This window comes from Pseudomonas sp. RP-B7, assembly GCF_059803535.1.
On record NZ_JAPFHC010000015.1, the window covers coordinates 1 to 22,378 of the forward strand.

Below are 22,378 nucleotides of genomic sequence, written 5' to 3' on the forward strand. Positions count from 1 at the left end.
GAACTCAGCAGTGAAACGATGCATCGCCGATGGTAGTGTGGGGTTTCCCCATGTGAGAGTAGGTCATCGTCAAGATTGAATTCCGAAACCCCTGTCTGCTAACGCAGACAGGGGTTTTGTCGTTTAAGGGCCTTGAACCGTAACGGATCAGAACTGATAGCTGACTGTAGCGCTCACATTGCGCTCTTCCCCCAGGTAACAGAAGTTCAGGCTGGCACACGACGCCACGTACGTCTCATTGGTCAGATTGTTGGCATTGATCCGTACATCCACGCCCTTCAATCCGATCTTGCCCAGGTCATACCCCACCGAAGCATCAAGCAAGGTATAGGACGGGACTTTCATCGTGTTTTCCGCATCCGCCCAGCTATAGCCCACATACCGCACGCCGCCCCCGAGTCGTAATCCGTCCAGGGCTCCACTATTGAATGCGTAGTCAGCCCACACCGATGCCATGTGGCGAGGTGCCTGGGTCGGAGAGTTACCCTCGTTCTCGATCAGATTGTCAGCCGTACTCAAAGTACTCACCATCGACTTCGTGTATTTGATGTCAGTGAAGGTATAACTGCCCAACAGCTTCAGGTTTTCGCTCACTTGCATGTGTGCTTCCAACTCAAGCCCCTGCGAGCGAACAGCACCTACAGCACGATAGAAGTTCTCCTGCGGTAGTTTGGTCGCCAGATTCTCCTGATCGATGCGAAACCACGACGCGGTAAACAGGTTGTCTGTACCCGGCGGCTGATACTTCAGCCCCACCTCCCACTGCGTCCCGTCAGTAGGCGCCAACGGGTTACCTGTGCTATCGGAATAGGAGTTGGGATTGAAGGATTCGGAATAGCTGACGTAGGGCGCCAGGCCGTTATCAAACAGATACAACGCACCTGCACGCCCAGTCAGCTTGGTCCGTTTATCACTGATTTGCGTGCCTGCCGGCCGCCCGGTCTCAGCGACTCGGTTCTCGTCGGAAGTCTCTACCCAGTCCTGGCGCAGCCCGAGGGAAAACCGCCATTTATCCATTTCGACCAAGTCTTGCAGATAGACACCGGTCTGCTCCAGCCGTCGTAGGTAGCTGGTCGGGCTGTAATAGCTGATCGCCGAATTACCATAAACAGGGCTGAACGCGTCGATCGGTTGCAGCGATCCGCTAGTCCAGTCCACTACGGTTTTACGTCGCTGATAATCCTCCCCCATCAATACGGTCTGCTTGATTGCGCCGGTAAAAAACTCCGCCTGTAGCATGTTGTCGATGATGAACGCATGCAGCTTCTCGTCCCCTCCGGAGTAGTAGCGGTTCAGCTTGTTGCCGGTCGGCGTGCTCCAACCATAGGCGTAGACCTGATCCAGCCGCACCTTGGAGTCCAGATAGCGAAAGTTCTGCCGCGCAGTGAAGACATCATTGAAGCGATGTTCAAATTGATAGCCAAACGACTGCTGATCACGCTTGTAGCCGTCGAGCCCAGGTTCACCTTCGAAGAAATGGCTGGAGATTCGCTGGCCGTTACGCTGATGCAACGCACCATCTGCCGGCATGCCCCCGTGATAACCCCCATCAGGGTCGTGCTGGAGGTACGCTTGGAGTACAAGCGACGTATCATCGGTGAAGTCGATGCTCACGGTCGGTGCCAGTGCAAAGCGCTTTTCTTTGGCGTGGTCAAACTGGGTGTCGGACTTATCCGTCAAACCTGTCAGTCGGTAGGCAATCCGCTTGTCGTCATCCACAGGCCCACTGAAGTCAAACCCCATGCCTCGTTGCCCGTTGCTTCCTACAGTCGCTTGTACTTGATGATAGGGCTCGAACAACGGCTTCTTACTGGTCAGTGCCACCAGCCCGCCCGGCGAACTGCGCCCGTACAGCACCGAAGACGGGCCCTTGAGAATATCCACCCGCTCGAGGAAATACGGATCAACCTGCATCGTGCTGTAGGTGCCGCTGTCGCCCATGGACTTGAGCCCGTCCAGGTAAATGTTGTCTACCGAGCCGTCGTTGAAGCCGCGCATTGCCACGTAGTCGTACCGGTGTGTCGCCCCATAGGGGTTGGTCAATACGCCCGGTGTGTAACGCATGGCCTGGGCTACCGTCTGGGAGCCCTGGTCGTCCATCTGCTCGCGCGTGACCACCGAGACGGTTTGCGAGGTCTCGAGCAAAGCGGCGCTGGTTTTGGTCGCAATCTGGCTGTGAGTCGCGTTGTAGCCTTCCATGCTGCCCAGGGCATTACCCAGCGCAAAGCCCTTGATGTCGGTGGTTGGCAGGGTAAGTGCGCTATCTTCCGGCGTCACTTGCACTGTGAAGCTGACGTCATCCTCGGAAACCGCCTGCAACCCAGAACCACGGAGCAAGAGATTCAGGCCGTCTCTGGCCGAATAGTCGCCGCGCAGTCCTGCCGAATGCAGGCCCTGGGTGTGCGCAGGTGTGCTGGAAAGCATGATGCCGGCCTGTCGGGCAAACTGATTCAGCACCTCGGTCAGTGGGCCTGCGGAGATCTCATAGCGTTGATGGGGGCGTTCGGCACTCGCGTCTGCGGCCATGGCAGTGAAGGGCAATATGTGTAGGCCCATCGCTGTCGATAGCAGCGCCACACGTACGGCTTTACTCAGCAATGAATAGGAAGAATTACAGGGAAAACGCACAGTCATGGTCAAGGTCCGTAGAGGCCGGTGAGGGCAGATTGAAAGGCTTACTGTCTAAGCCGGACTCACGGAAAAAAGCCGCCAAAAAAACCTTGAAGTTCAGGCTGATCGATCCAGGCTCACCCACCAGCGGGTGCGGTAGCGCAATTGAACCGGCAGCGTTTGCGGCAGGATCGTCAACAATTTATCGGTGTCCTCTAAACGGAAAACGCCCGATAGCCGCAAATCGGCGATGTCTGCCGAGCAACCCAGGTAGCCATGACGATAACGCCCGACTTCTGCCAGGAAAGCGTCGAGGCGCATGCCGCGTGTCACGATAAGTCCATCGGCCCAGGCGCCAATGTCCATGTCCAAAGGCGCGGCGGGGATAGCTTCGGTCTGACGCACGAGGTAGCTTTCTCCTGCGTGCACCTGGGTCGACAGCCCTTTTGCCCCATGTGGTGAATGAATGACCACATTGCCGCTGACCACGCTCAACCGCGTGCAGGCACTGTCCTGTCGAACGGCGAAGCGGCCGTCGATGCCTTCGAACAAGCCATGCCGCGTTTGCAGCAGCAAAGGCGTCGACCGAACTGCGCCGCACGTCACCAGGGCCTCCCCACGTACCAGCGTGATCAATCGCTGCTGCGGGTTGAAATGCAGGTCCACGGCGCTGTCGGTATTGAGTTGCAAGCGAGTCCCGTCGGGCAATTGCACGCTACGGCGTTCGCCGGTGGCAGTCGCGAGGTCGCAGGTCCAGCGTTGCCAACCCGTCAGATCCCGGCTTACCCACGCCGCCGTACCCACCAGCAGCACGCCAGACAACACCTTCAGCGCCTGCCGTCGGCCCAAGCCCTGTGCGCTGTTTTCCAGCGCCGCATGCGCCCCTGGAATCGCCGCCAGTTGGCCACTCAATTCCTGCTGCAACGCCTGCACCCGCTGCCAGGCCAACTCGTGGTCGCCGTGAGCCTCACGCCAGTCTGCACATTGCGCGCGCAGCTTTGGATTGGCGCGGTTGTTGCGCAAGCGCAGCGACCAGTTGATGGCTTGCTTGACCGCCTCGGGACTGGGGCTTGGGCGCACCGCGTTGTTCATCGGCGTCATGTTTCATACCGCAGCACATAGCAGTGGTACAGCGCCTGCGCAACGTAACGCTCGACGGACCGCAGCGACACGCCCATCTGCTGCGCGATCTGCTTGTAAGTCAGTCCATCGCACTGCGCCAGCAGAAATGCCTTGCGTACCTTTGGCTTCAGTCCTTCAAGCAGTCGAGCAACTTCTTCCAACAACTCCAGCACCAGCGCACGGGCTTCAGCGCTGGGCGCTAATCCCTCGGGCAGATGGGCGATGGACTCAAGGTAAGCCCGTTCGATTTCTTCGCGGCGCCAGTGATCAATCACCAGGCCGCGGGCGATGGTGCGTAAAAACGCACGCGGCGTCTTGAGTTCAAAACGTTCGGTCTTCTGCAGCAGACGCACAAAGGTGTCCTGCGCCAGGTCGGCAGCATCCGCGGCATTGCCCAAACGCCCGCGCAGCCAGGTGTTCAGCCAGTTGTGATGGGTGTGGTAAAGCGTCTGCACGACACTTTCACACGGGATGTACTCGGAGGATGCCATTCACACGGGCTCGGCCAAACGTTACAAATGATAATTAGTCGCATTGTTTGGGAGGCTGAAAAAATTTGCAACTCTGATCCCTGTACGGCAACCGCCTGTCGGTTTCCTACATAAAATGAGGAAACACCTTACAGCGGCCTAAGTTTTACCCTGATTTGGCCGAAAGCCTGATGAGCCATGCGTGCACCGAAATAGAGCGGCTACAAAGACGATCTATGCCGCAACATGGAATGCTCCACTCGGCACGCTAACCCCCCTTTGGCAAAAAGAAGTCGATGAAATGAATCTCAAGTTCAGTCATAAAATTCTGTTGGCCGCGTCAGGCGTCGTGGTTTTAGCGTTCGCGTTATTCACGCTCTACAACGACTACCTGCAGCGCAGCACCATCAAGCAAAACCTGGAGTCGTCTATCCAGCAATCCGGTGAACTCACGGCCAGCAGCGTGCAAAACTGGCTCAGCGGGCGAATTCTGGTGCTAGAAAACCTTACGCAAAACATCGCGCACCAAGGCGCGGGGGCTGACCTTCCGGGCCTGGTCGATCAACCGGCCTTCACCTCGAACTTCCAGTTCACCTACGTCGGCCAAACCAACGGCGTATTCACCCAGCGCCCTGATGCCAAGATGCCCGACGACTACGACCCGCGTCAGCGCCCTTGGTACAAGCAGGCTGTAGCCGCCGGTAAACCCATGCTCACGCCGCCGTATATGGCCGCCGTGGGTGGGCAGATCGTGACCATCGCCATGCCGGTGAAAAAGAACGGTGAATTGCTCGGTGTGGTTGGCGGCGACTTGAGCCTGCAAACCCTGGTGAAGATCATCAACTCGGTGGATTTCGGCGGCATCGGCCACGCATTCCTGGTCAGCGGTGACGGTCAGGTGATCGTCAGCCCGGACCAGGACCAGGTGATGAAAAACCTCAAGGACATCTACCCGGGCGCCCAACTGCGCATCGAGAAGCTCAACCAGGACGTGGTGCTCAACGGTCAGGATCGCATCCTGTCGTTCACCCCGATCAGCGGCTTGCCTGGCGCTGACTGGTACATCGGTCTGTCGATCGACAAAGACAAGGCCTACGCACCTCTGGGCAAATTCCGCACCTCCGCGTTGATTGCGATGCTGATTGCCGTAGTGGCGATTGCCGTGCTCTTGAGCCTGTTGATCCAAGTGTTGCTGCGACCCCTGACCACCATGGGCGTTGCCATGCAGGACATTGCCCAGGGCGAGGGCGACCTGACCCGCCGCCTGGCCGTGACCAGCAAAGACGAGTTTGGCGAGGTCGGCAGTGCGTTCAACCAGTTCGTCGAACGTATCCACGCGTCCATCTCCGAAGTGTCATCGGCGACGCGCCAGGTACATGACTTGTCCCAGCGCGTGATGGCCTCGTCCAACGCGTCGATCATCGGTTCCGACGAGCAAAGCGCCCGCACCAACAGCGTGGCGGCGGCGATCAACGAACTGGGGGCCGCCACCCAGGAAATCGCGCGCAACGCCGCCGATGCTTCGCAGCATGCCAGCGGTGCCAGTGAACAGGCCGACGATGGACGCAAAGTGGTGGAGCAAACCATCCTGGCGATGTCGGAACTCTCGCAAAAGATCAGCCTGTCCTGCACGCAGATCGAAACCCTGAATGCGAGCACCGACAACATTGGCCACATTCTCGATGTGATCAAAGGCATCTCCCAGCAGACCAACCTGCTCGCGCTCAACGCCGCAATCGAAGCCGCCCGTGCCGGTGAAGCCGGACGTGGGTTTGCCGTGGTTGCCGACGAGGTGCGTAACCTCGCGCACCGTACCCAGGAGTCGGCCGAAGAGATCCACAAGATGATCACCTCGCTGCAAGTGGGCTCGCGTGAAGCGGTGACCACCATGAACGCCAGCCAGATTTCCAGCGAAGAAAGCGTCGAAGTGGCCAACCAGGCCGGTGAGCGCCTGGTCAGCGTGACGCAGCGGATTGTCGAGATCGACGGCATGAACCAATCGGTCGCAGCTGCCACCGAAGAGCAGACCGCCGTAGTGGAAACCCTCAACGTCGACATCAACCAGATCAACCTGCTGAACCAGCAAGGCGTCAGCAATCTCAACGAAACGTTGAAGGATTGCGACGCGTTGTCCCAGCAGGCCAGTCGCTTGAAGCAACTGGTCGATAGCTTCAAGATCTGACGATGTGCGCAGGAGCGAGTGTTCTCGCTCCTGCCGCTCAGTCGAGCATCCGCCGTACGTTCTCCAGGGCGCTGTCGGCAAACGTCTGCACAAACTGCTCAAACCCCGCCTGCGCCGCATCTACCGGCTCGGCAACAATGGTCCAGGTCGCCCTGGCACATCGCTCGCCCAGTGTTTCCACACGCATTGACGCCCACAGCCTGGCGATTCCCAACGTGTTGTAGAGGGCGGTCCAGGTCATGTACATGGCGTCGTCGTCACGGCTGTTGAGTTGCTCGACGACGCAGTGCCCATCGCGGAAAAATTTCGTACGCAATGCGCCGATGCCCTCGCCGGTCATCGTAATGTGCGAGAGGGCAGGAATGAACTTATCGAAGCCTGCGAACTGACCTACCAAGCCCCACAGCCGGGTGGCTTCGCAGGCGACTACCACCGAGGCTACCTGCGGTGCGCTGTCGGGGTTGCGGATCAATGTATCGGGTTGCAGCGGTTTCATGGGGGATGTCCTGGTAGGGTTCAGAGAAAGCCGATGGCCTTGAGGTAGTCGCAACCCTTGCGCAACAACGCCGGGCTTTTTTCGGGGTACTGCGCGTGCATGGCCTGCACCCCCCGCCGCGCGTTGTCGTGATGGATCATCGAGGTGTCGCCGATGTCTTCCCCCAGGCCTTCCAGGTAAAAACCCAACACACCGAACAACGCGTTGTCGGCGCTGACGGTGTGCAGTGCGTGCTGCCAGCAGGCCACGCTGACACGCTCGAACCGGAAGCCGGCGAGGCTGAAGGCATCGAGATAGTGGTCCCAGCTCAGGGGCTGCGGGTTATGCAGGTTGAACACGTTTCGCCCGCACTCAAATCGGCCGCAGTGGAACGCGAGAAAACGCGCGAAAAAATCCACCGGCATCAAGTCGTAGTTCACCGCCAAGCGCGGCAGCAAACCCAATTGCAGCGAGCCCTTGAGCATCAACATCAGGCGGTTCTTCTGGGGTTGGCACACCCCGTTGCGACTGTTGAAACTGATGTTTCCCGGGCGATGAATATTCACCCAGGCGCCTTGCGCCACCGCGCGGCCGATCAGGCGCTCGGCAACCCATTTGGACAGGTTGTAACCGTTCTTGATGTACAGCGGCAGGCTGCTCGCGGCGGGCGCTTCGAGGATGTGTCCTGCGGCGTCCATAGCGCTGCATGCCGACAGCGTCGAGATGAAATTGCACACCTTCTTGCTCCCGGTTTCACACAGGCGCAGGCATTCCAGCACGGGTTCGACGTTATCCCCGGCCAGTGCGCCGTAGTCCAGCACATGGTTGACCTGCGCGGCGTTGTGTACCAGTGCACCAAAGCCCCTGGCGAGCTCGTTGTACACCGCGTCGTCCAGGCCTAATCGCGGCTGGCTGATGTCGGCGGGGTATACCCGCACCCGGCTCAGGTCGAGGTGTTCCAAGCGGTATTCGCAAAGGGCCTGGTTGAAGCGTTGCAGGGCCGAATGCCCCGGCAGTTCGCGCACCAGGCACGCCACCTGCGTGGCACCACCGGCCAGCAACGCCTCGACGATATGCACGCCGATAAAACTGTTGGCGCCCGTAACGATGACCTTGCGGCAGTCGCCCGCACGGTCATCGGCCAGCATCCGCACCGACACACTCCGTTGCGCATCGCGCACGGCCTGGCCGGACGGTGCGCAGGGCAACACGTCATCTGCCATCAGCAACGCGAGCGTGCGAATCGTCGGCACTTCGAAGAAACGGTTCAATGCCAGGCTGCGCCCAAACCGCTCGCGGATGCGCAGCAACAACGTCGAGAGCAGAATCGAATGGCCGCCGAGGTTGAAGAAGCTGTCGTCGATCGACAACTGCGCCACGGGCACTTGCAACAGTTCGCTCCACAGATCTGCCAGCTGCGTTTGTAGAGGTGTTTGCGCGGGTTGGTCCGAGCCGATCGACGTGGCTTGAACCGGCAAGCCCAGTAACGCCTGGCGGTCGACCTTACCGTTGCTGGCGTACGGCAGGCTTGGCAACTGCGTCCACACGTCCGGTTGCAGATAATCCGGCAGCCACTGCCGTGCGTGCTGTTTGAGTGCGCACAGTGTGGCACCGGGTTCCGGCCGGGCGACAACGCCACGGATTCTCTGCTCGGCATCCACCACCACCGCCACCTGGCGGTACAACCGGCTGTCGCGCAGGCATTGCTCCACCTCCTGCGGTTCGACCCGGAAGCCGCGGATCTTCACCTGCCCGTCGCGTCGGCCACCGAGGACGATACCGTCAGCGGTCCACTGCGCCAGGTCTCCACTGCGATACGCCCGCACAGCCTGGCCGTCGGGCAGCGCCAGGGTCACGAAAGGGTTATCGCTCGATTGCGCGGCATCCACATACCCGAGGCTTACCCCAGGACCGACGATGTACAACTCGCCCATCACCTGTTCGTCCACCGGTTGCAGGTCGTCGTCGAGGATCAGTACCTGGCTGTTGGCAATGGGACAGCCCACGTTGCAATTGCTGTCCCCCGCTTGCAGCCGCCGATGGGTGACCAGCACCGTGGCTTCGGTGGGGCCGTAGAGGTTGTGCAATTGGCACTGGCCAGCCAACCGCTCGATCACGTGGGGCTCGCAGACTTCACCGCCGGTCAGCAGGTGTTGCAGGCCCAGGGGCAGATCGGGCGGCAGGAGGCTGAGCACCGCCGGCGGTAGGAACCCATGGCTGACGCGTTGCTCGCGGATCAGTGCGACCAACTGATGGGGATCCAGCCGTTGCGCCTCGTTGGGCACGATCAACTGCGCGCCGGCGATCAGGCTGGGGAAAATATCCATCAGCGAAGCGTCGAACCCCAGTGAGGCGAACTGCAGCACGCGGCTCTCTTCATCCAGTGCCATGCGAGTGGTGAACCATGTTGTGAAATGTGCGAGGTTGCCTTGGCTGAGCAATACACCCTTGGGGCGGCCGCTGGTGCCTGAGGTGAACAGCACCATGCAGGGCGCATCCAGGTTGGGGCGCTGCAGCAGCAACGATTGCGTGGTGTCGATGCCCGCGTCGCCGGCGCGGCTCACATCCAGCGCAACGAATTGCCCGCGCAGCGGGTGTCGGCCGTCGTCGAGCAACACCTTGGCCCCAGCGCTTTCCAGCAGGGCCTGCTGGCGCTGTGGCGGATGCTCCGGTGCCAGCGGCAGGTACACCGCGCCACAGCCCAGCAGCGCAAGCAGGCTCCCATAGAGCGCTGCGGATTTCTCCAGGCACACGCCGACCACTGCCGGTACTTCGAGATCGGCCAGCAGTGGCCTCAACTGCTGCTGGATCGCCAATGCCTGACGGTGCAATTGCCGATAAGTCAGCACCTCGCCCGCGATATTCAGGGCCGGCCGCCCGGCGAAGGTCCGCAGGCTGGCCTGCAACCGTTCGATCATCGGCACCTGGGCGGCTTGCCGCAGCGTTGGGTCAGCGGTGCGATTGAACCTGTGCATGAATGCCAGCGCGTCCAGGCCTTGCAAGCCCTGTTCCGGCCAACGGTTGGCGCAGGTTGGCTGGGCAAGGTACCCAGGGTCGCGGGCAAGACCGCTGACGTGCAGGGCAACCCATTGCGCCAGCGTGTCCGTCGCCTGTCGATGCAAGCGCTGGCCGTTACCACTGGGCTCTTCGGGCACGTCCTGGGTCGCCAGCAACCGCTGTTCACGGTCATAGCTGCGCAGTTGCAGGGCGGGCAGGCCGGATTCGTTCAGCGGGCCAACGCCCAGGCGCAGGCTTAGCCGCGGCGCGTGCGCCAGGTGTGTCGGCAGCGGTTGGCTGCCGTCTTCGATCACCAGATCGGCCAACTCATGCCCAGGCCCATGACCGTACTGCTCGACCCATTGCCTCACGGCCTCCAGCGCTTTGCTGACACCGACCCAGCCAATCATCAGGCGTCTCATCGCGGGCTCCCGGCGCACGGCAGGTAGTCGCCCAGCGCCTGGGCCACGCTGGGCGTCTGCAGCAAACCGCTGCGGTGCAGGAACCCCATGATGTTGCCGACCAGCGGGTGTTGGCGGGTAATCGGGAACACCAGCGCGTTTATTTCATTGCGCAGGGCGTGGCGCACGCTCGCGTCAACGTCCAGGTGTTCGATCAGTTGCAGGTCAAAGCGCTGCTGCAGGTCGTTGGTCAGGTAGTGCGCCAGGAACGTGGGCAGGGTGTGGGCGATGGTGTCACGGTCGGCTGCGCTTGCCGCCTGCCAGTAGAGGCGCACCAGGCGTGTCCAGAACTGCGCGTGGCGGCCTTCGTCGCACAGATGATCGGCCATCAAGCCACGGACGGAGGCCTTGATGCTGTGGTCCTTGGCGAACGCCGCCACATCATGGGTGATGGTATTTTCGGCGATGGCTACGCCGATCAGTTCCACGGCATCGCGCAGGTGAGCCGGGGCCAAGGCCTGCGCCAGGGGCAGGGCGCGGCTCAGTTCGATCTGTGACGGCAGCTCGAGCGGCTGGAGGCCGGTCATTGTCACGGCCTGCTGCAGGAAATCCAGTGCGACCAGGGCGTGATAGTCCTCATCCACCACCACCGTCATCGCGTCGTAGCGGCAGGCGGGCGGGAAGGGCAGCGAGAAGCGGTTCTTGGCAATGCTGCGTGCGGTCTTGTCGACGATCTCGGTCTCGAAAATCACCACGTCGTTGATGTATTTGTAGAAGCTCTGGGTCAGCACGAAATCGCGCCACTGCGGGCACTGCTCGGTAAAGGTTGCACTGAGCGCCAGTGGCTGGCGCGCCAGCGGGTAGATCAGTTTGTCGTCGTCTTCCAGCATGCGGCGCGGGCGGGTGCGGATGGTGGCGTGGCGTTCCCAGTCTTCGGCAGCGCTTTGGTAGTCGCTGAAGTTCATGGATGTGCCTCCTGCAATGAAGCATGTATGTCGTCCCACAGCGCAATGCGGCTGTTGACCACATCCAGGGCGGTATCCTCGGTTTGCTGCTGGCGCTGGGGGTCTGCGCCGGTCAGGCGTTGCAGCAAACGCAGGGCTCCCGGTTCGTGGTCCTGGGAGTCCAGCTCGATATGACGGCGCAGATACTGGCTCAGGGTGGGCGCCTGGCGGCTGATGATTTCACTGCCCCGCAGCAAGCGTTCGAACATGGCCGGGATGACACTCTCCCGGCCATGCAGGAACGCCGCGGCCACACAATGGGTCGGCGCGTTCAGCGCGATGTGCAAGGTAGCGGCAACAAAGCGCGCCACCCCCGGCAGGACGTTGATCCGTTGCAGCGCGGTACCGGCGTCCACGCCCTGGCGTTGCAGGGTAATGAAGGTATCGATCGCGACGGTGCTGGCGCCGACTTCGACCATGGCGTCCCGGTACAGCTCAAAATGGCTGCAATGACCGCGGTCGGGGTGCTGGTCGGACTCCTCGCTCAACACGATCTCATTGATCAGTCGTGCCGCTTCGGGGTCGGTCGGTGGGAGCCAGGGTAGCCGGGTGCACGTCAGGTCCCGTTGCAGGCGCTTGGTGAGGGTCATGAAGTCCCAGACCGCGAATACATGGCTTTGCATGAAAAGTTGTAACTTGCTGAGTGAATTGATTTCGATAAATAACGGATGACTGCACAGCCGTAACCTTTTTTGTTCCAGCGAAACTTGATGCATGGTTGATGCCTATGAGTTGTTGCAACTGCAGTGACAGCAGTGGTGGCTATTCTTTTACAGACGAGAGTGGCGTTGATAACGCGTAAACAAACCGTATACGGCACCGGCTCATGCGCACGCTGGCACGGCCGGCTGGAGTGTTTGGTTTATTCGAAAGATGATAAGCCGATTAAACACTTGGATGAGCTTATGAATGTATGAGATGTTTTTTCGGGAAGTTACTTGGCGTGGGTAACTTGCAGGGTTAAATGTGGGAAACTTCCCGGTTGGTTGCGGGCTTAATTAAGTTTATGGGTTTAGTTGCGGGGCTTCCTTAATTGGAAAGTTGCCCCGCGCGGCGTTGAACCGACTAGCGTGGGTCTTTCTTGCCAGCGGCATCAAGACCGGCCAGGTAAGTGGTGATCACTTCCATGCCTCGGGTCAGGTGATTGCGCAGCGTCAGCACGCTTTCGTCGACTTTCTTCTGCGTCACCAGGCTCAGCAGTTCACGGTGATCTTCCTGGGACGTCTCGCCCAGCCCCATCGCCTCAAGGTTGAAACGCAGGAAGCGCTCTTCCTCGTTCAAACCGTGTTCCACCAACGTAAGCAGACGCTGATTGGGGGCCTTGCCATACAGCGCCATGTGGAACAGGCGATTGAGGCGGCCCATCTCGCAATAGTCTTTTTCCCGCTCCAGGGCCCTGATGCAGGCGTCTGCCTCGGCGATGTCAGCCTCGGTGAGCAACGGGATCGACAAGCGCAGCGCTTCAGACTCCAGCAGCATGCGCAGGGCGTAGGTCTCCGCCGAATTGTCTTCGATCAATGGCGCCACCACGGCACCCTTGTGCGTCACCACATGCAGCAATGATTGGGCTTCGAGCTGACGCAAGGCCTCGCGCACCGGCATGCGGCTGACCCCGAACAGGCTGGCCAGCTCTTGCTGGCGCATGGCAGTACCACAAGGCAATCGGCCATCGAGGATCGCATTACGCAAGGTTTCTTCAATCACGGAGCGGGCAAGATGGGCGGGAATGGGTCCGCTGACTTTGATACTGCTCAAAGGGTTCGGCTTCTGCGTCACGACTACGCTGTCCTCCTTATTAGAATGGGTTGAAACAATTGGATCCAAAGAACACTAGAGACTGCCCAATGGCTTGTCAAACAGGCAAGATTTGCGGCTTGTAAGTGGCTAAACACGCGGTTCCAGGCGCCCACATCAAGGATTTGCAGCGTCTTACACGCCAGCGTCATAGTGCTATGAACTGAACGCGGCGTCGCCCTCGTTTATGCCTTGACCGCCATACGGCAAGGAGTTGTCCCGCTGGATTGCGCATATGCATATTCGCTAACGGTATTTAAAATGCAGTTCTTATATCTATAAAGTCATTTCCCTGTCTGACCGGGAGTGACCTCATGTCCGCCACCTCTACTGTTCCAACAGCGACCTCCACCGCCCAAGCTTTCGAGATTCGCCCACTGCCCGGTAGCGTCGGCGCCGAGATCATCGGCCTGGACCTGGCCCGACCTGTCAGCGACGAAGATTTCGCCCGCATCCATCGCGCGCACCTGGACCACCACGTCGTGGTGTTCCGTGACCAACGCATCACCCCCGAACAACAGATCGCCTTCAGCCGCCGCTTCGGCGTGTTGCAGATCCACGTGCTCAAACAGTTCCTGCTGGCCAACCACCCGGAAATCCTGATCGTCTCCAACATCATCGAAAACGGCCAATCCATCGGCCTGGGGGACGCGGGCAAGTTCTGGCACTCGGACCTGTCCTATAAAGAACTGCCGAGCCTGGGCTCGATGCTGCACGCCCAGGAACTGCCCGCCGAAGGCGGCGACACGCTGTTCGCCGACATGCACAAAGCCTGGGACCAACTGCCCGCGCACCTGCGCCAAGCCGTCGAAGGCCGCAGCGCCGCGCACTCCTACACGGCGCGTTACAGCGAGAGCAAATTCGAAGGCAACTGGCGTCCCACCCTGACCCCCGAGCAACTCGCTCAGGTTGCCGAAGTGGTCCACCCGATCGTGCGCACCCACCCGGAAAACGGCCGCAAGGCGCTGTTCGTCAGTGAAGGCTTCACCACCCGCATTGTCGGCCTGCCGGAAGACGAAAGCCGCGACCTGCTGGCCCAGCTCTACGCCCACAGCGTGCTGGCGCAGAACATCTATCGGCATCAATGGCAGCCCCACGACCTGGTGTTCTGGGACAACCGCTCGCTGATCCACCTGGCCGCCGGTTGCCCGAGCCACCTGCGCCGCAAACTCTTTCGCACCACCATCCAGGGCGACGCGCCTTTCTGATCCGGAGTATGACCATGTCCAGGAAAATTCCCTTTGCACGCCTGGCCGCGACCGTCGGCCTGGGTGTCAGCCTGTTGGCCGGCAGCTTCGTTGCACCGGCGGCAGCGCAGGCTGAAGGCGAGATCCGCATCGCCGAGCAGTTCGGCATCGTCTACCTGTTGCTCAACGTGGTGCGCGACCAGAACCTGATCGAGAAATACGGCAAGCAGGAAGGCATCGACATCAAGGTCGACTGGACCCAATTGTCCGGTGGCGCGGCGGTCAACGACGCGTTGCTGTCCGGCTCCATCGATATTGCCGGTGCCGGCACCGGCCCGCTGCTGACCATCTGGGACCGCACCCGCGGCAAGCAGAACGTCAAGGCTGTCGCCTCCCTTGGCAACTTCCCCTACTACCTGGTGAGCAACAATCCCAAGGTCAAGACCATCGCCGACTTCACCGACAAAGACCGCATCGCCGTTCCGGCGGTAGGCGTTTCCGTGCAATCACGCTTCCTGCAATACGCCGCCGCCAAGCAGTGGGGCGACAAGGAATTCAACCGCCTCGACAAATACACCGTCGCCGTCCCGCACCCTGACGCCACCGCCGCATTGATCGCCGGCGGCACCGAACTGACCGGGCACTTTTCCAACCCGCCGTTCCAGGACCAGGCCCTGACCAACCCCAACGTACACGTGGTGCTGAACACCTACGACCTGCTCGGCCCGAACTCGCCGACCGTGCTGTTCGCCACCGAGAAATTCCGCAACGACAACCCGAAAACCTACAAGGCCTTCATCGACGCACTGACCGAAGCCGCGCAGTTCGCCCAGAACGACAAAGGCGCAGCGGCCGACACCTACATCCGCGTGACCAAGGCCAAGATCGACCGTGCCGAGTTGCTGAAAATCATCGACAACCCACAGTTCGAATTCAGCATCACGCCGAAAAACACCTACCCGCTGGCGGAGTTCCTCTACCGCGTCGGCGCCATCAAGAACAAGCCTGAATCGTGGAAGGACTACTTCTTCCAGGACGCCAAGCCGTTGCAAGGAAGTTGAGATGAACGCGCTCTTGCAAGGCCACACGGCCAGCAACCTGCACACTCCTTTGCCGTTGCTGGCGGTGGATAACGTCAGCCTGGAATACCGCACGCCCGAGCGCGTGGTGCGTGCCACTCACCAGGTCAGTTTCGAGATCGATCCGGCCGACCGCTATGTGCTGCTCGGCCCGTCGGGTTGCGGCAAATCCACATTGCTCAAGTCCATTGGCGGGTTTATCAAACCCTGCGAAGGCGAGATCCGCCTGCTCGGGCAAAAGGTCGAACAACCGGGCCCGGATCGCATCGTGGTGTTCCAGGAGTTCGACCAGTTGCCGCCGTGGAAAACCGTCAAGCAGAACGTGATGTTCCCGCTGCTGGCGTCCAAGACCTTGAAGCGCGCCGAAGCCGAAGACCGTGCGCTGCACTACCTCGATAAAGTCGGCCTCACCGCCTTTGCCGACGCGTATCCCCACACCCTGTCCGGCGGCATGAAAGCCCGCGTGGCCATCGCCCGCGCGCTGGCCATGCAGCCGAAAATCCTGTTGATGGACGAGCCCTTCGCCGCCCTCGACGCCCTGACCCGGCGCAAGATGCAGGAAGAATTGCTGCTGCTCTGGGAAGAGGTGCGCTTCACCCTGCTGTTCGTCACCCACTCCATCGAAGAAGCGCTGGTGGTGGGCAATCGCATCCTGTTGCTGTCGCCGCATCCGGGGCGCGTGCGTGCGGAAATCCACAGCCATCAATACGACCTGCACAGCCTTGGCGGCGTGGAATTCCAGCACTCGGCGCGGCGGATTCATCGCCTGTTGTTCGATGAAGCCACCGAGGCCGAGCCCGAACTGGGTTTTGCTGACATCCGCATCGCCTACTAAGGGGCCACTTCTCATGCGCCAGGAATACGAAATACACCTCGAACCCTTGCTCAGCGTCCCGGTGGAGCGCGAGCTGCCTCTGCGCCAACGCCTTTGGCAACAAGGCTGGCTGCGCAAGGGCCTGATCCTGATCGTGCTGGCGATCCTCTGGGAAGGCGTCGCACGCTACCAGAACAACGACCTGCTGCTGCCGAGCTTCCTGCAGACCTTCCACGCGCTCTACGACGGCCTGCTCAGCGGCGAATTATTGAGCAAGGTGAGCATCTCGCTGGTGGTGCTGATCAAGGGCTACCTGATCGGCATTGTGCTGGCATTTGCCCTGACCACATTGGCGGTCTCGACCCAACTGGGCCGCGACTTGCTCAGCACCCTGACCTCGATGTTCAACCCGTTGCCGGCGATTGCCCTGTTGCCGCTGGCGCTGCTGTGGTTCGGCCTGGGGCAGAACAGCCTGATCTTTGTGCTGGTGCATTCGGTGTTGTGGGCGTTGGCGCTGAACACCTATTCGGGGTTTCTCGGCGTGTCCGAAACCCTGCGCATGGCGGGGCGCAACTACGGCCTCAAGGGCATGCGCTTTGTGTTGTTCATCCTGATTCCGGCGGCGCTGCCGTCGATCCTCGCCGGCCTCAAGATCGGCTGGGCATTTGCCTGGCGCACGCTGATCGCTGCCGAGCTGGTGTTCGGTGCAACCAGCGGCAAGGGCGGGTTGGGCTGGTACATCTTCCAGAACCGCAACGAGCTCTACACCGACAAGGTGTTTGCCGGGCTGGCGGTGGTGATCCTGATCGGCCTGCTTGTGGAGAACCTGGTGTTCGACACCTTCGAGCGGCTCACCGTGAAGCGTTGGGGCATGCAACGCTGATCACCTGTTACGATTGCAGCCCATTCACGCCTTAGTCATCACGAGTGCTTGGCATGCAACTACCGGACATGAACCTGTTGGTCGCCCTCGACGCCTTGCTCGACGAGGGCAGCGTGGTCGGCGCCGCGCGCCGCATGAACCTCAGCCCGGCGGCCATGAGCCGCACCCTCACGCGCATTCGCGAAGCGGTCGGCGATCCGGTGCTGGTGCGCGCCGGGCGCGGCCTGGTGCCGACGCCCAAGGCGTTGCAGTTGCAAGCCCAGGTACGCAACGTGGTGGAACAGGCGGCGCTGCTGTTTCGTTCGGCGGACCAGGTCGACTTGAGTACCTTGCGCCGCCGCTTCAGTGTGCGGGCCAACGACTTTTTTATCGGCGTGTATGGCGGTCGCCTGTTCGACACCATGGAACGCGTGGCGCCGCTGTGCGAGCTGTGCTTCGTGCCCGAGGGCGACACCGACGACGAAGCGCTGCGCGAAGGGCGCCTGGACCTGCGCGTCAGCAACACCATGCCCTCCAGCCCCGAAGTGAAGGTGCAGAACCTGTTCTCCACCACCTTCGTCGGCCTGGCACGACAAGACCACCCGCTGTTCGATGAAGAAATCACCGCCGCGCGTTTTGCCAGTTACTCCCACATCAGCATTTCGCGGCGCGGCATCGCCCGTGGGCCGATTGATACCGCGCTGAACGCCCAGGGCCTGGAGCGCCGCGTGGCGATGATCGCGCCGGGTTTTCACGGTGCGATGTTCATGCTGCCCGACTCCGACCTGATCCTGCCGGTGCCCAAGGAAGCCCTCTACAGCGCCAATCGCCTGAAGTTGCCGCTGCGCGCGTTTGCGTTGCCGATCTCTCTGCCGACCCTGGTGTTAGCGCAATCCTGGCACCCACGCTTCGACAAGGACCCGGCGCACAAATGGCTGCGCGAGACCCTGCGCGAGAGCTGTCACGCTACCTGGCTGGAAGCCCAACCCACCTAAAGTGAACTCGGTCAAAATGTGGGAGCGGGCTTGCTCGCGAATGCGGAGTGTCAGAAACACATTACGTGAATGGCCCACCGCATTCGCGAGCAAGCCCGCTCCCACACAAGCCCGCTCCCACACAAGCCCGCTCCCACACAAGCCAGCATCCACAGGAACCTGCGTTGGGTTTGAGAGTTGCGTTTGGTGCACTTATAAGCTGCCGACATGTAACTTTTTGTCATGTGTGTGCCTGATTAAACTGCTCGGGTATTGATCATTCCGAGTTTCCCGTTCATGACTTCCCTCGCTGCCCCCACCCTCGCGGCCGCAGCCAAACCCGTCAGCATCAGCCCTCCCGTGTTCGGCCCGCGCATCATCCTCGGCCTGGTCGGCGTGTTACTGGCCGTGCTGGTGTCCGGTCTCAACGAGATGGTCACCAAGGTCGCCCTCGCCGACATCCGCGGTGCGCTGTACATCGGCTTTGACGAAGGCACCTGGCTGGTTGCCGCCTACACCGCCACGTCAGTCGCGGCCATGGCCTTTGCACCCTGGTGTTCGGTGACGTTTTCCCTGCGCCGTTTCACCCTGTGCGCCATCGGCCTGTTCACCGTGCTGGGCATCCTGTGCCCGTTCGCGCCGAACTACGAAAGCCTGTTGTTGCTGCGCACCGTGCAAGGCCTGGCCGGTGGAGCATTGCCGCCAATGCTGATGACCGTCGCGCTGCGCTTCCTGCCGGCCAACGTCAAGCTCTACGGTCTGGCCGGCTACGCACTTACCGCCACCTTCGGCCCAAGCCTGGGCACGCCGTTGGCGGCGTTGTGGACCGAATACGTCGGCTGGCAATGGGCGTTCTGGCAGATCGTCGCGCCGTGTCTGCTGGCAATGGCCGCCGTGGCCTACGGTTTGCCGCAGGACCCGCTGCGCCTGGAGCGCTTCAAGCAATTCAACTGGCGCGGCCTGCTGCTGGGTTTTCCGGCGATCTGCATGCTGGTGATCGGCATTCTCCAGGGCAATCGCCTGGACTGGTTCGAGTCGGGCCTGATCACCTTCCTGTTGAGCGGCGGCACGCTCTTGCTGGTGCTGTTCATGCTCAATGAATGGTCGCACCCGATGCCGTTCTTCAAGCTGCAGATGCTCGGCCTGCGCAACCTGGCGTTTGCCCTGATCGTGTTGGCCGGCGTGCTGATGGTGCTGACCTCGGTGATCATCATCCCGTCGAGTTTCCTCGCCCAGGTCCAGGGTTATCGCCCGCTGCAGACCGCGCCGGTGATGCTGCTGATGGCGCTGCCGCAGTTGATCGCGCTGCCGCTGGTGGCGGCGTTGTGCAACCTGCGCTGGGTTGATTGCCGCTGGGTACTGGGCATTGGCCTGGGCATGCTGGTGCTGTGTTGCCTGGGCAGTTCGCAGCTGACTTCGCAATGGATTCGCGATGATTTCTACGGGCTGTACCTGCTGCAAATCTTCGGGCAACCGATGGCCGTGCTGCCGCTGCTGATGCTGTCCACCGGCAGTATCCAGCCGATGGACGGGCCGTTCGCCTCGGCCTGGTTCAACACGGTCAAAGGCCTGGCCGCCGTGATTGCCACGGGTGTGCTCGACACACTGACCACCCAGCGCCTGCACTTGCACTCGACCATGCTGGTCGACCGCCTGGGCAACTCGCCCCTGGTCGACGGCGACGCACCGGGCCTGGCGCACCGCCTGCACGAGCAGGCCGTGGTGCTGACCTCTTCGGATCTGTATGTCGTCATGGCCGCGGTCGCGGTGGCGTTGATCCTGCTGATTTTCTGGATGCCCACGCGGATCTTCCCGCCCCGTGCACCGACTTGATTAAAGGACTGTTCATGAAACGCAAAGACAAAATTGCCGTCGCCGTTATCGCCGTGTTTGCCGTTGGCGTGCTGGTCTACCTGGTTGCGCCGGGTGTGCTCGGCAGCAAGCGCCAGAGCACCAACGACGCCTTCGTCGCCGCCGACTTCACCCTGGTTGCGCCCCGTGTGGCCGGCTTCATCAAGGAAGTGCTGGTGGAAGACAACCAGCGGGTCAAGGCCGGGCAACTGCTGGCGCTGATCGACGACCGCGATTTCCGCGCCGCCGCCCAGGCTGCCGACGCCGACACCCTGGTCGCCCAGGCCCAACTGAAAAACGCCAGCGCGACCCTGGAGCGCCAAAGCTCGGTGATCGCCCAGGCCCAGGCCACCGTCGCGGCAGACCGCGCCGAAATGGCCTTCGCCGAACACGAACTGAACCGCTACAACCACCTTGCCGGAGTTGGCGCCGGCACCGTGCAGAACGCCCAGCAGGCCAAGACCCGCATCGACCAGGCCACCGCGCGCCTGGCCAATGCCACGGCGGTGCTGGCGGCCGAACGCAAGCAGGTGGAAATCCTCAGCGCCCAGCGCGACGCCGCCGAAGGCGGGCTCAAGCGCGCCCAGGCCGCGTTGGAAATGGCCAGTTATCAACTGTCGTACACGCGCATCGTCGCGCCGGTGGATGGCGTGGTCGGCGAGCGTGCGGTGCGGGTGGGTGCCTATGTGACGCCAGGCAGCAAGATCCTCGCCGTGGTGCCGTTGGCCGAAGCCTACGTGGTGGCCAACTTCCAGGAGACCCAACTCTCCCACATGCACGCCGGCCAAGCCGTGCAGGTGCGCGTCGACAGCCTCGACGGCGAGGCTCTCAACGGCCATCTGGAAAGCCTCGCGCCCGCCACGGGGGTGACGTTCGCGGCGGTCAAGCCGGACAACGCCACCGGCAACTTCACCAAGGTGGTACAGCGCATCCCGGTGAAGATCGTACTGGAGCCGGGCCAGGCCCTGACCGCACGCCTGCGTGTGGGCATGTCGGTGGAAGCCACCGTCGATACGCAGCCGGTCGCGAAGCAGCATGAGGTGGCCCAGCAATGAAGCGTGTTGCCTGGCTCACCCTGAGCCTTATCAGCCTGAGTGCCTGCAGCGTCGGCCCGGACTTCCAACGGCCACAGGCCCCTCAGGTCACACAATGGAGCGAGCCCCAAGGCCGTCAAGCCGCCAGCCGTGCCGTCAGCGATCCGTTGCAGGAGCGTTGGTGGGATGTGTTCCACGACGCGCAACTTTCGGCCCTGACCCGCCGCGCGCTCAGCGACAACCTCGACCTGAAACTCGCCAGCAGCCGCCTGCAACAAAGCCGCGCCGTGCGCCAGGTCACCACCGCCGAGCGTTACCCCAACGTCAATGCCAGCGGCGCCTACCAGCGCAAACGCAACAGTGGCAAAGGCTTGAACGACCCGTCCGGCGAGAACGGCCGCGCCGCGTTCAGCCAGTGGGATGCGGGGTTCTCGGCGTCCTGGGAGCTGGATCTCTGGGGCCGCGTCAAACGCGAAACCGAAGCCGCCGACGCCACCCTGCAAGTCGCCGAAAACGACCGTCGCGCCGTGCTGCTCGCGGTGCTCGCTGAAACCGCCCAGGACTATATCCAGCTGCGCGGCGTGCAAAATACCCGCGCCGTCACTGAGCAAAACCTCGACGTGGCACGCCACAGTCTCAAGCTCTCGCAACTGCGCCTGGCCGACGGCGTGGCCACCGACCTGGACGTGGCCGAAGCCGCCGCCCAGGTCGCGACCATCGAAGCGCGCCTGCCGGATCTGCAACAGCGCCAGGACCAGTTGATCAACGCCCTGAGCCTGCTGATGGGCGAGGCGCCGCAAGCGCTGCATGCGCAATTGTCAGCGGATGCCGCGGTGCCGCAGACCCAGCGCCAGGTCGCCATTGGCCTGCCCTCGGAACTTGCCGAACGTCGCCCCGACATCCGCCAGGCCGAAGCCCGATTGCACGCCGCCACCGCCAATATCGGCGTGGCCAAGGGCGATTTCTACCCGCGCATCACCCTGTCCGGCAACCTCGGTTCCCAGGCCATGCAACTGTCGGATTTCGGCTCGTGGGGTTCACGCGCCTTTGCCTTCGGCCCGCAGTTCAGCCTGCCGCTGTTCAATGGTGGGCGCCTCGAAGGCATGTTGAACCTGCGCGAAGCCCAGCAACAGGAAGCGGCGCTGGCGTACCAGCAAACCGTGCTGCGCGCCTGGCATGAGATCGACGACCAATTGACCCTCTACAACGCCAGCCAACTGCGCCGCGACAGCCTCGCCGAAGCGGTGCGCCAGAACCAGATTGCCCTGGCCACGGCGCAACACCAGTACGTCGAAGGCGTAGTGGATTTCGTCAACGTGCTCACCGTGCAAGGCGCATTGCTGGCCACGCAGGAGCAGTGGGTGGAGAGTTCGACCAGCGTCTCCCTGGCCATGGTCGGGCTGTACAAAGCGTTGGGCGGCGGTTGGGAATCGGTGTATCCGCTGCACACCGCCGGGGGGTGAGGACAAAGAGTTTTTGTCAGTCGCGAAATAAACTGTAATGATAATTGCTCTCAATAGTG

General features: G+C 61.6%; 17 protein-coding genes and 1 rRNA gene. 10 read left to right on the top strand and 8 right to left on the bottom strand.

Annotation, left to right across the window (positions count from 1 at the left end; translation table 11 throughout):
* Positions 1-75: ribosomal RNA gene (gene rrf / locus OPU96_RS15455) — 5S ribosomal RNA — on the top strand; the annotation flags it as partial.
* 72 nt (positions 76-147) lie between these two features.
* Here rrf and OPU96_RS15460 read toward each other — a convergent pair.
* The 3 genes from OPU96_RS15460 to OPU96_RS15470 all read right to left on the bottom strand — a co-directional run bounded on the left by OPU96_RS15460 (position 148) and on the right by OPU96_RS15470 (position 4,223).
* A complete protein-coding gene (locus tag OPU96_RS15460; RefSeq protein WP_498559302.1) occupies positions 148-2,634 on the bottom strand; it encodes a TonB-dependent siderophore receptor in 2,487 nt (828 codons plus the stop codon).
* Positions 2,635-2,727: 93 nt separating this feature from the next.
* The gene (locus OPU96_RS15465) at positions 2,728-3,711 is read right to left on the bottom strand and encodes a FecR domain-containing protein (RefSeq protein ID WP_498559303.1); all 984 of its coding nucleotides are present in this window, start codon (positions 3,709-3,711) and stop codon (positions 2,728-2,730) included.
* Positions 3,708-4,223 (bottom strand): sigma-70 family RNA polymerase sigma factor, encoded by a 516-nt coding sequence (locus tag OPU96_RS15470; protein WP_498559304.1) that lies wholly within the window; start codon positions 4,221-4,223, stop codon positions 3,708-3,710. Before OPU96_RS15470 ends, OPU96_RS15465 begins: the two co-directional genes overlap by 4 nt.
* A gap of 280 nt (positions 4,224-4,503) precedes the next feature.
* Here OPU96_RS15470 and OPU96_RS15475 point away from each other — a divergent pair, with 280 nt between their 5' ends.
* Positions 4,504-6,384 (top strand): methyl-accepting chemotaxis protein, encoded by a 1,881-nt coding sequence (locus OPU96_RS15475; RefSeq protein ID WP_192298587.1) that lies wholly within the window; start codon positions 4,504-4,506, stop codon positions 6,382-6,384.
* A 37-nt stretch (positions 6,385-6,421) separates the two neighbouring features.
* On the opposite strand, the gene OPU96_RS15480 is transcribed toward OPU96_RS15475, so the two are convergent.
* From OPU96_RS15480 to OPU96_RS15500, 5 genes are all read right to left on the bottom strand, one after another.
* A complete protein-coding gene (locus tag OPU96_RS15480; protein ID WP_226456600.1) occupies positions 6,422-6,880 on the bottom strand; it encodes an SRPBCC family protein in 459 nt (152 codons plus the stop codon).
* A gap of 20 nt (positions 6,881-6,900) precedes the next feature.
* Positions 6,901-10,278 (bottom strand): amino acid adenylation domain-containing protein, encoded by a 3,378-nt coding sequence (locus OPU96_RS15485; protein WP_498559305.1) that lies wholly within the window; start codon positions 10,276-10,278, stop codon positions 6,901-6,903.
* Entirely contained in the window at positions 10,275-11,222 is a 948-nt protein-coding gene (locus tag OPU96_RS15490) for a diiron oxygenase (protein ID WP_498559306.1), read from the bottom strand. Before OPU96_RS15490 ends, OPU96_RS15485 begins: the two co-directional genes overlap by 4 nt.
* Positions 11,219-11,977, bottom strand: coding sequence for a DUF3050 domain-containing protein (locus OPU96_RS15495; protein ID WP_226456603.1), 759 nt, complete (start codon positions 11,975-11,977; stop codon positions 11,219-11,221). Before OPU96_RS15495 ends, OPU96_RS15490 begins: the two co-directional genes overlap by 4 nt.
* A gap of 349 nt (positions 11,978-12,326) precedes the next feature.
* A complete protein-coding gene (locus OPU96_RS15500; protein ID WP_498559307.1) occupies positions 12,327-13,037 on the bottom strand; it encodes a GntR family transcriptional regulator in 711 nt (236 codons plus the stop codon).
* 332 nt (positions 13,038-13,369) lie between these two features.
* Between OPU96_RS15500 and OPU96_RS15505 the strand changes: the two genes are divergently transcribed.
* From OPU96_RS15505 to OPU96_RS15540, 8 genes are all read left to right on the top strand, one after another.
* On the top strand, positions 13,370-14,263 hold the full coding sequence (locus OPU96_RS15505; protein ID WP_305391823.1) for a TauD/TfdA dioxygenase family protein: 894 nt from the start codon (positions 13,370-13,372) through the stop codon (positions 14,261-14,263).
* A 14-nt stretch (positions 14,264-14,277) separates the two neighbouring features.
* Positions 14,278-15,303, top strand: coding sequence for an ABC transporter substrate-binding protein (locus tag OPU96_RS15510; protein ID WP_498559308.1), 1,026 nt, complete (start codon positions 14,278-14,280; stop codon positions 15,301-15,303).
* 1 nt (position 15,304) lies between these two features.
* Positions 15,305-16,156, top strand: a complete 852-nt coding sequence (locus OPU96_RS15515; protein ID WP_192298579.1) for an ABC transporter ATP-binding protein — start codon at positions 15,305-15,307, stop codon at positions 16,154-16,156.
* A 13-nt stretch (positions 16,157-16,169) separates the two neighbouring features.
* A complete protein-coding gene (locus tag OPU96_RS15520) occupies positions 16,170-17,018 on the top strand; it encodes an ABC transporter permease (RefSeq protein WP_192298578.1) in 849 nt (282 codons plus the stop codon).
* Between the two features lie 53 nt (positions 17,019-17,071).
* Entirely contained in the window at positions 17,072-17,992 is a 921-nt protein-coding gene (locus tag OPU96_RS15525; RefSeq protein WP_192298577.1) for a LysR family transcriptional regulator, read from the top strand.
* Between the two features lie 276 nt (positions 17,993-18,268).
* On the top strand, positions 18,269-19,804 hold the full coding sequence (locus tag OPU96_RS15530; RefSeq protein ID WP_305391826.1) for an MFS transporter: 1,536 nt from the start codon (positions 18,269-18,271) through the stop codon (positions 19,802-19,804).
* A 14-nt stretch (positions 19,805-19,818) separates the two neighbouring features.
* The gene (locus OPU96_RS15535; RefSeq protein ID WP_498559309.1) at positions 19,819-20,877 is read left to right on the top strand and encodes an HlyD family secretion protein; all 1,059 of its coding nucleotides are present in this window, start codon (positions 19,819-19,821) and stop codon (positions 20,875-20,877) included.
* Positions 20,874-22,319 (top strand): efflux transporter outer membrane subunit, encoded by a 1,446-nt coding sequence (locus tag OPU96_RS15540; protein WP_498559310.1) that lies wholly within the window; start codon positions 20,874-20,876, stop codon positions 22,317-22,319. The genes OPU96_RS15535 and OPU96_RS15540 overlap by 4 nt, the downstream gene beginning before the upstream one ends.
* Positions 22,320-22,378: the final 59 nt, after the last annotated feature.

Excerpts from the sequence above, each read along its gene's own strand:
- OPU96_RS15460 (WP_498559302.1), bottom strand. The coding sequence starts at position 2,634 with ATGACTGTGCGTTTTCCCTGTAATTCTTCCTATTCATTGCTGAGTAAA.
- OPU96_RS15465 (WP_498559303.1), bottom strand. The coding sequence starts at position 3,711 with ATGACGCCGATGAACAACGCGGTGCGCCCAAGCCCCAGTCCCGAGGCG.
- OPU96_RS15470 (WP_498559304.1), bottom strand. The coding sequence starts at position 4,223 with ATGGCATCCTCCGAGTACATCCCGTGTGAAAGTGTCGTGCAGACGCTT.
- OPU96_RS15475 (WP_192298587.1), top strand. The coding sequence starts at position 4,504 with ATGAATCTCAAGTTCAGTCATAAAATTCTGTTGGCCGCGTCAGGCGTC.
- OPU96_RS15480 (WP_226456600.1), bottom strand. The coding sequence starts at position 6,880 with ATGAAACCGCTGCAACCCGATACATTGATCCGCAACCCCGACAGCGCA.
- OPU96_RS15485 (WP_498559305.1), bottom strand. The coding sequence starts at position 10,278 with ATGAGACGCCTGATGATTGGCTGGGTCGGTGTCAGCAAAGCGCTGGAG.
- OPU96_RS15490 (WP_498559306.1), bottom strand. The coding sequence starts at position 11,222 with ATGAACTTCAGCGACTACCAAAGCGCTGCCGAAGACTGGGAACGCCAC.
- OPU96_RS15495 (WP_226456603.1), bottom strand. The coding sequence starts at position 11,977 with ATGCATCAAGTTTCGCTGGAACAAAAAAGGTTACGGCTGTGCAGTCAT.
- OPU96_RS15505 (WP_305391823.1), top strand. The coding sequence starts at position 13,370 with ATGTCCGCCACCTCTACTGTTCCAACAGCGACCTCCACCGCCCAAGCT.
- OPU96_RS15510 (WP_498559308.1), top strand. The coding sequence starts at position 14,278 with ATGTCCAGGAAAATTCCCTTTGCACGCCTGGCCGCGACCGTCGGCCTG.
- OPU96_RS15515 (WP_192298579.1), top strand. The coding sequence starts at position 15,305 with ATGAACGCGCTCTTGCAAGGCCACACGGCCAGCAACCTGCACACTCCT.
- OPU96_RS15520 (WP_192298578.1), top strand. The coding sequence starts at position 16,170 with ATGCGCCAGGAATACGAAATACACCTCGAACCCTTGCTCAGCGTCCCG.
- OPU96_RS15525 (WP_192298577.1), top strand. The coding sequence starts at position 17,072 with ATGCAACTACCGGACATGAACCTGTTGGTCGCCCTCGACGCCTTGCTC.
- OPU96_RS15530 (WP_305391826.1), top strand. The coding sequence starts at position 18,269 with ATGACTTCCCTCGCTGCCCCCACCCTCGCGGCCGCAGCCAAACCCGTC.
- OPU96_RS15535 (WP_498559309.1), top strand. The coding sequence starts at position 19,819 with ATGAAACGCAAAGACAAAATTGCCGTCGCCGTTATCGCCGTGTTTGCC.
- OPU96_RS15540 (WP_498559310.1), top strand. The coding sequence starts at position 20,874 with ATGAAGCGTGTTGCCTGGCTCACCCTGAGCCTTATCAGCCTGAGTGCC.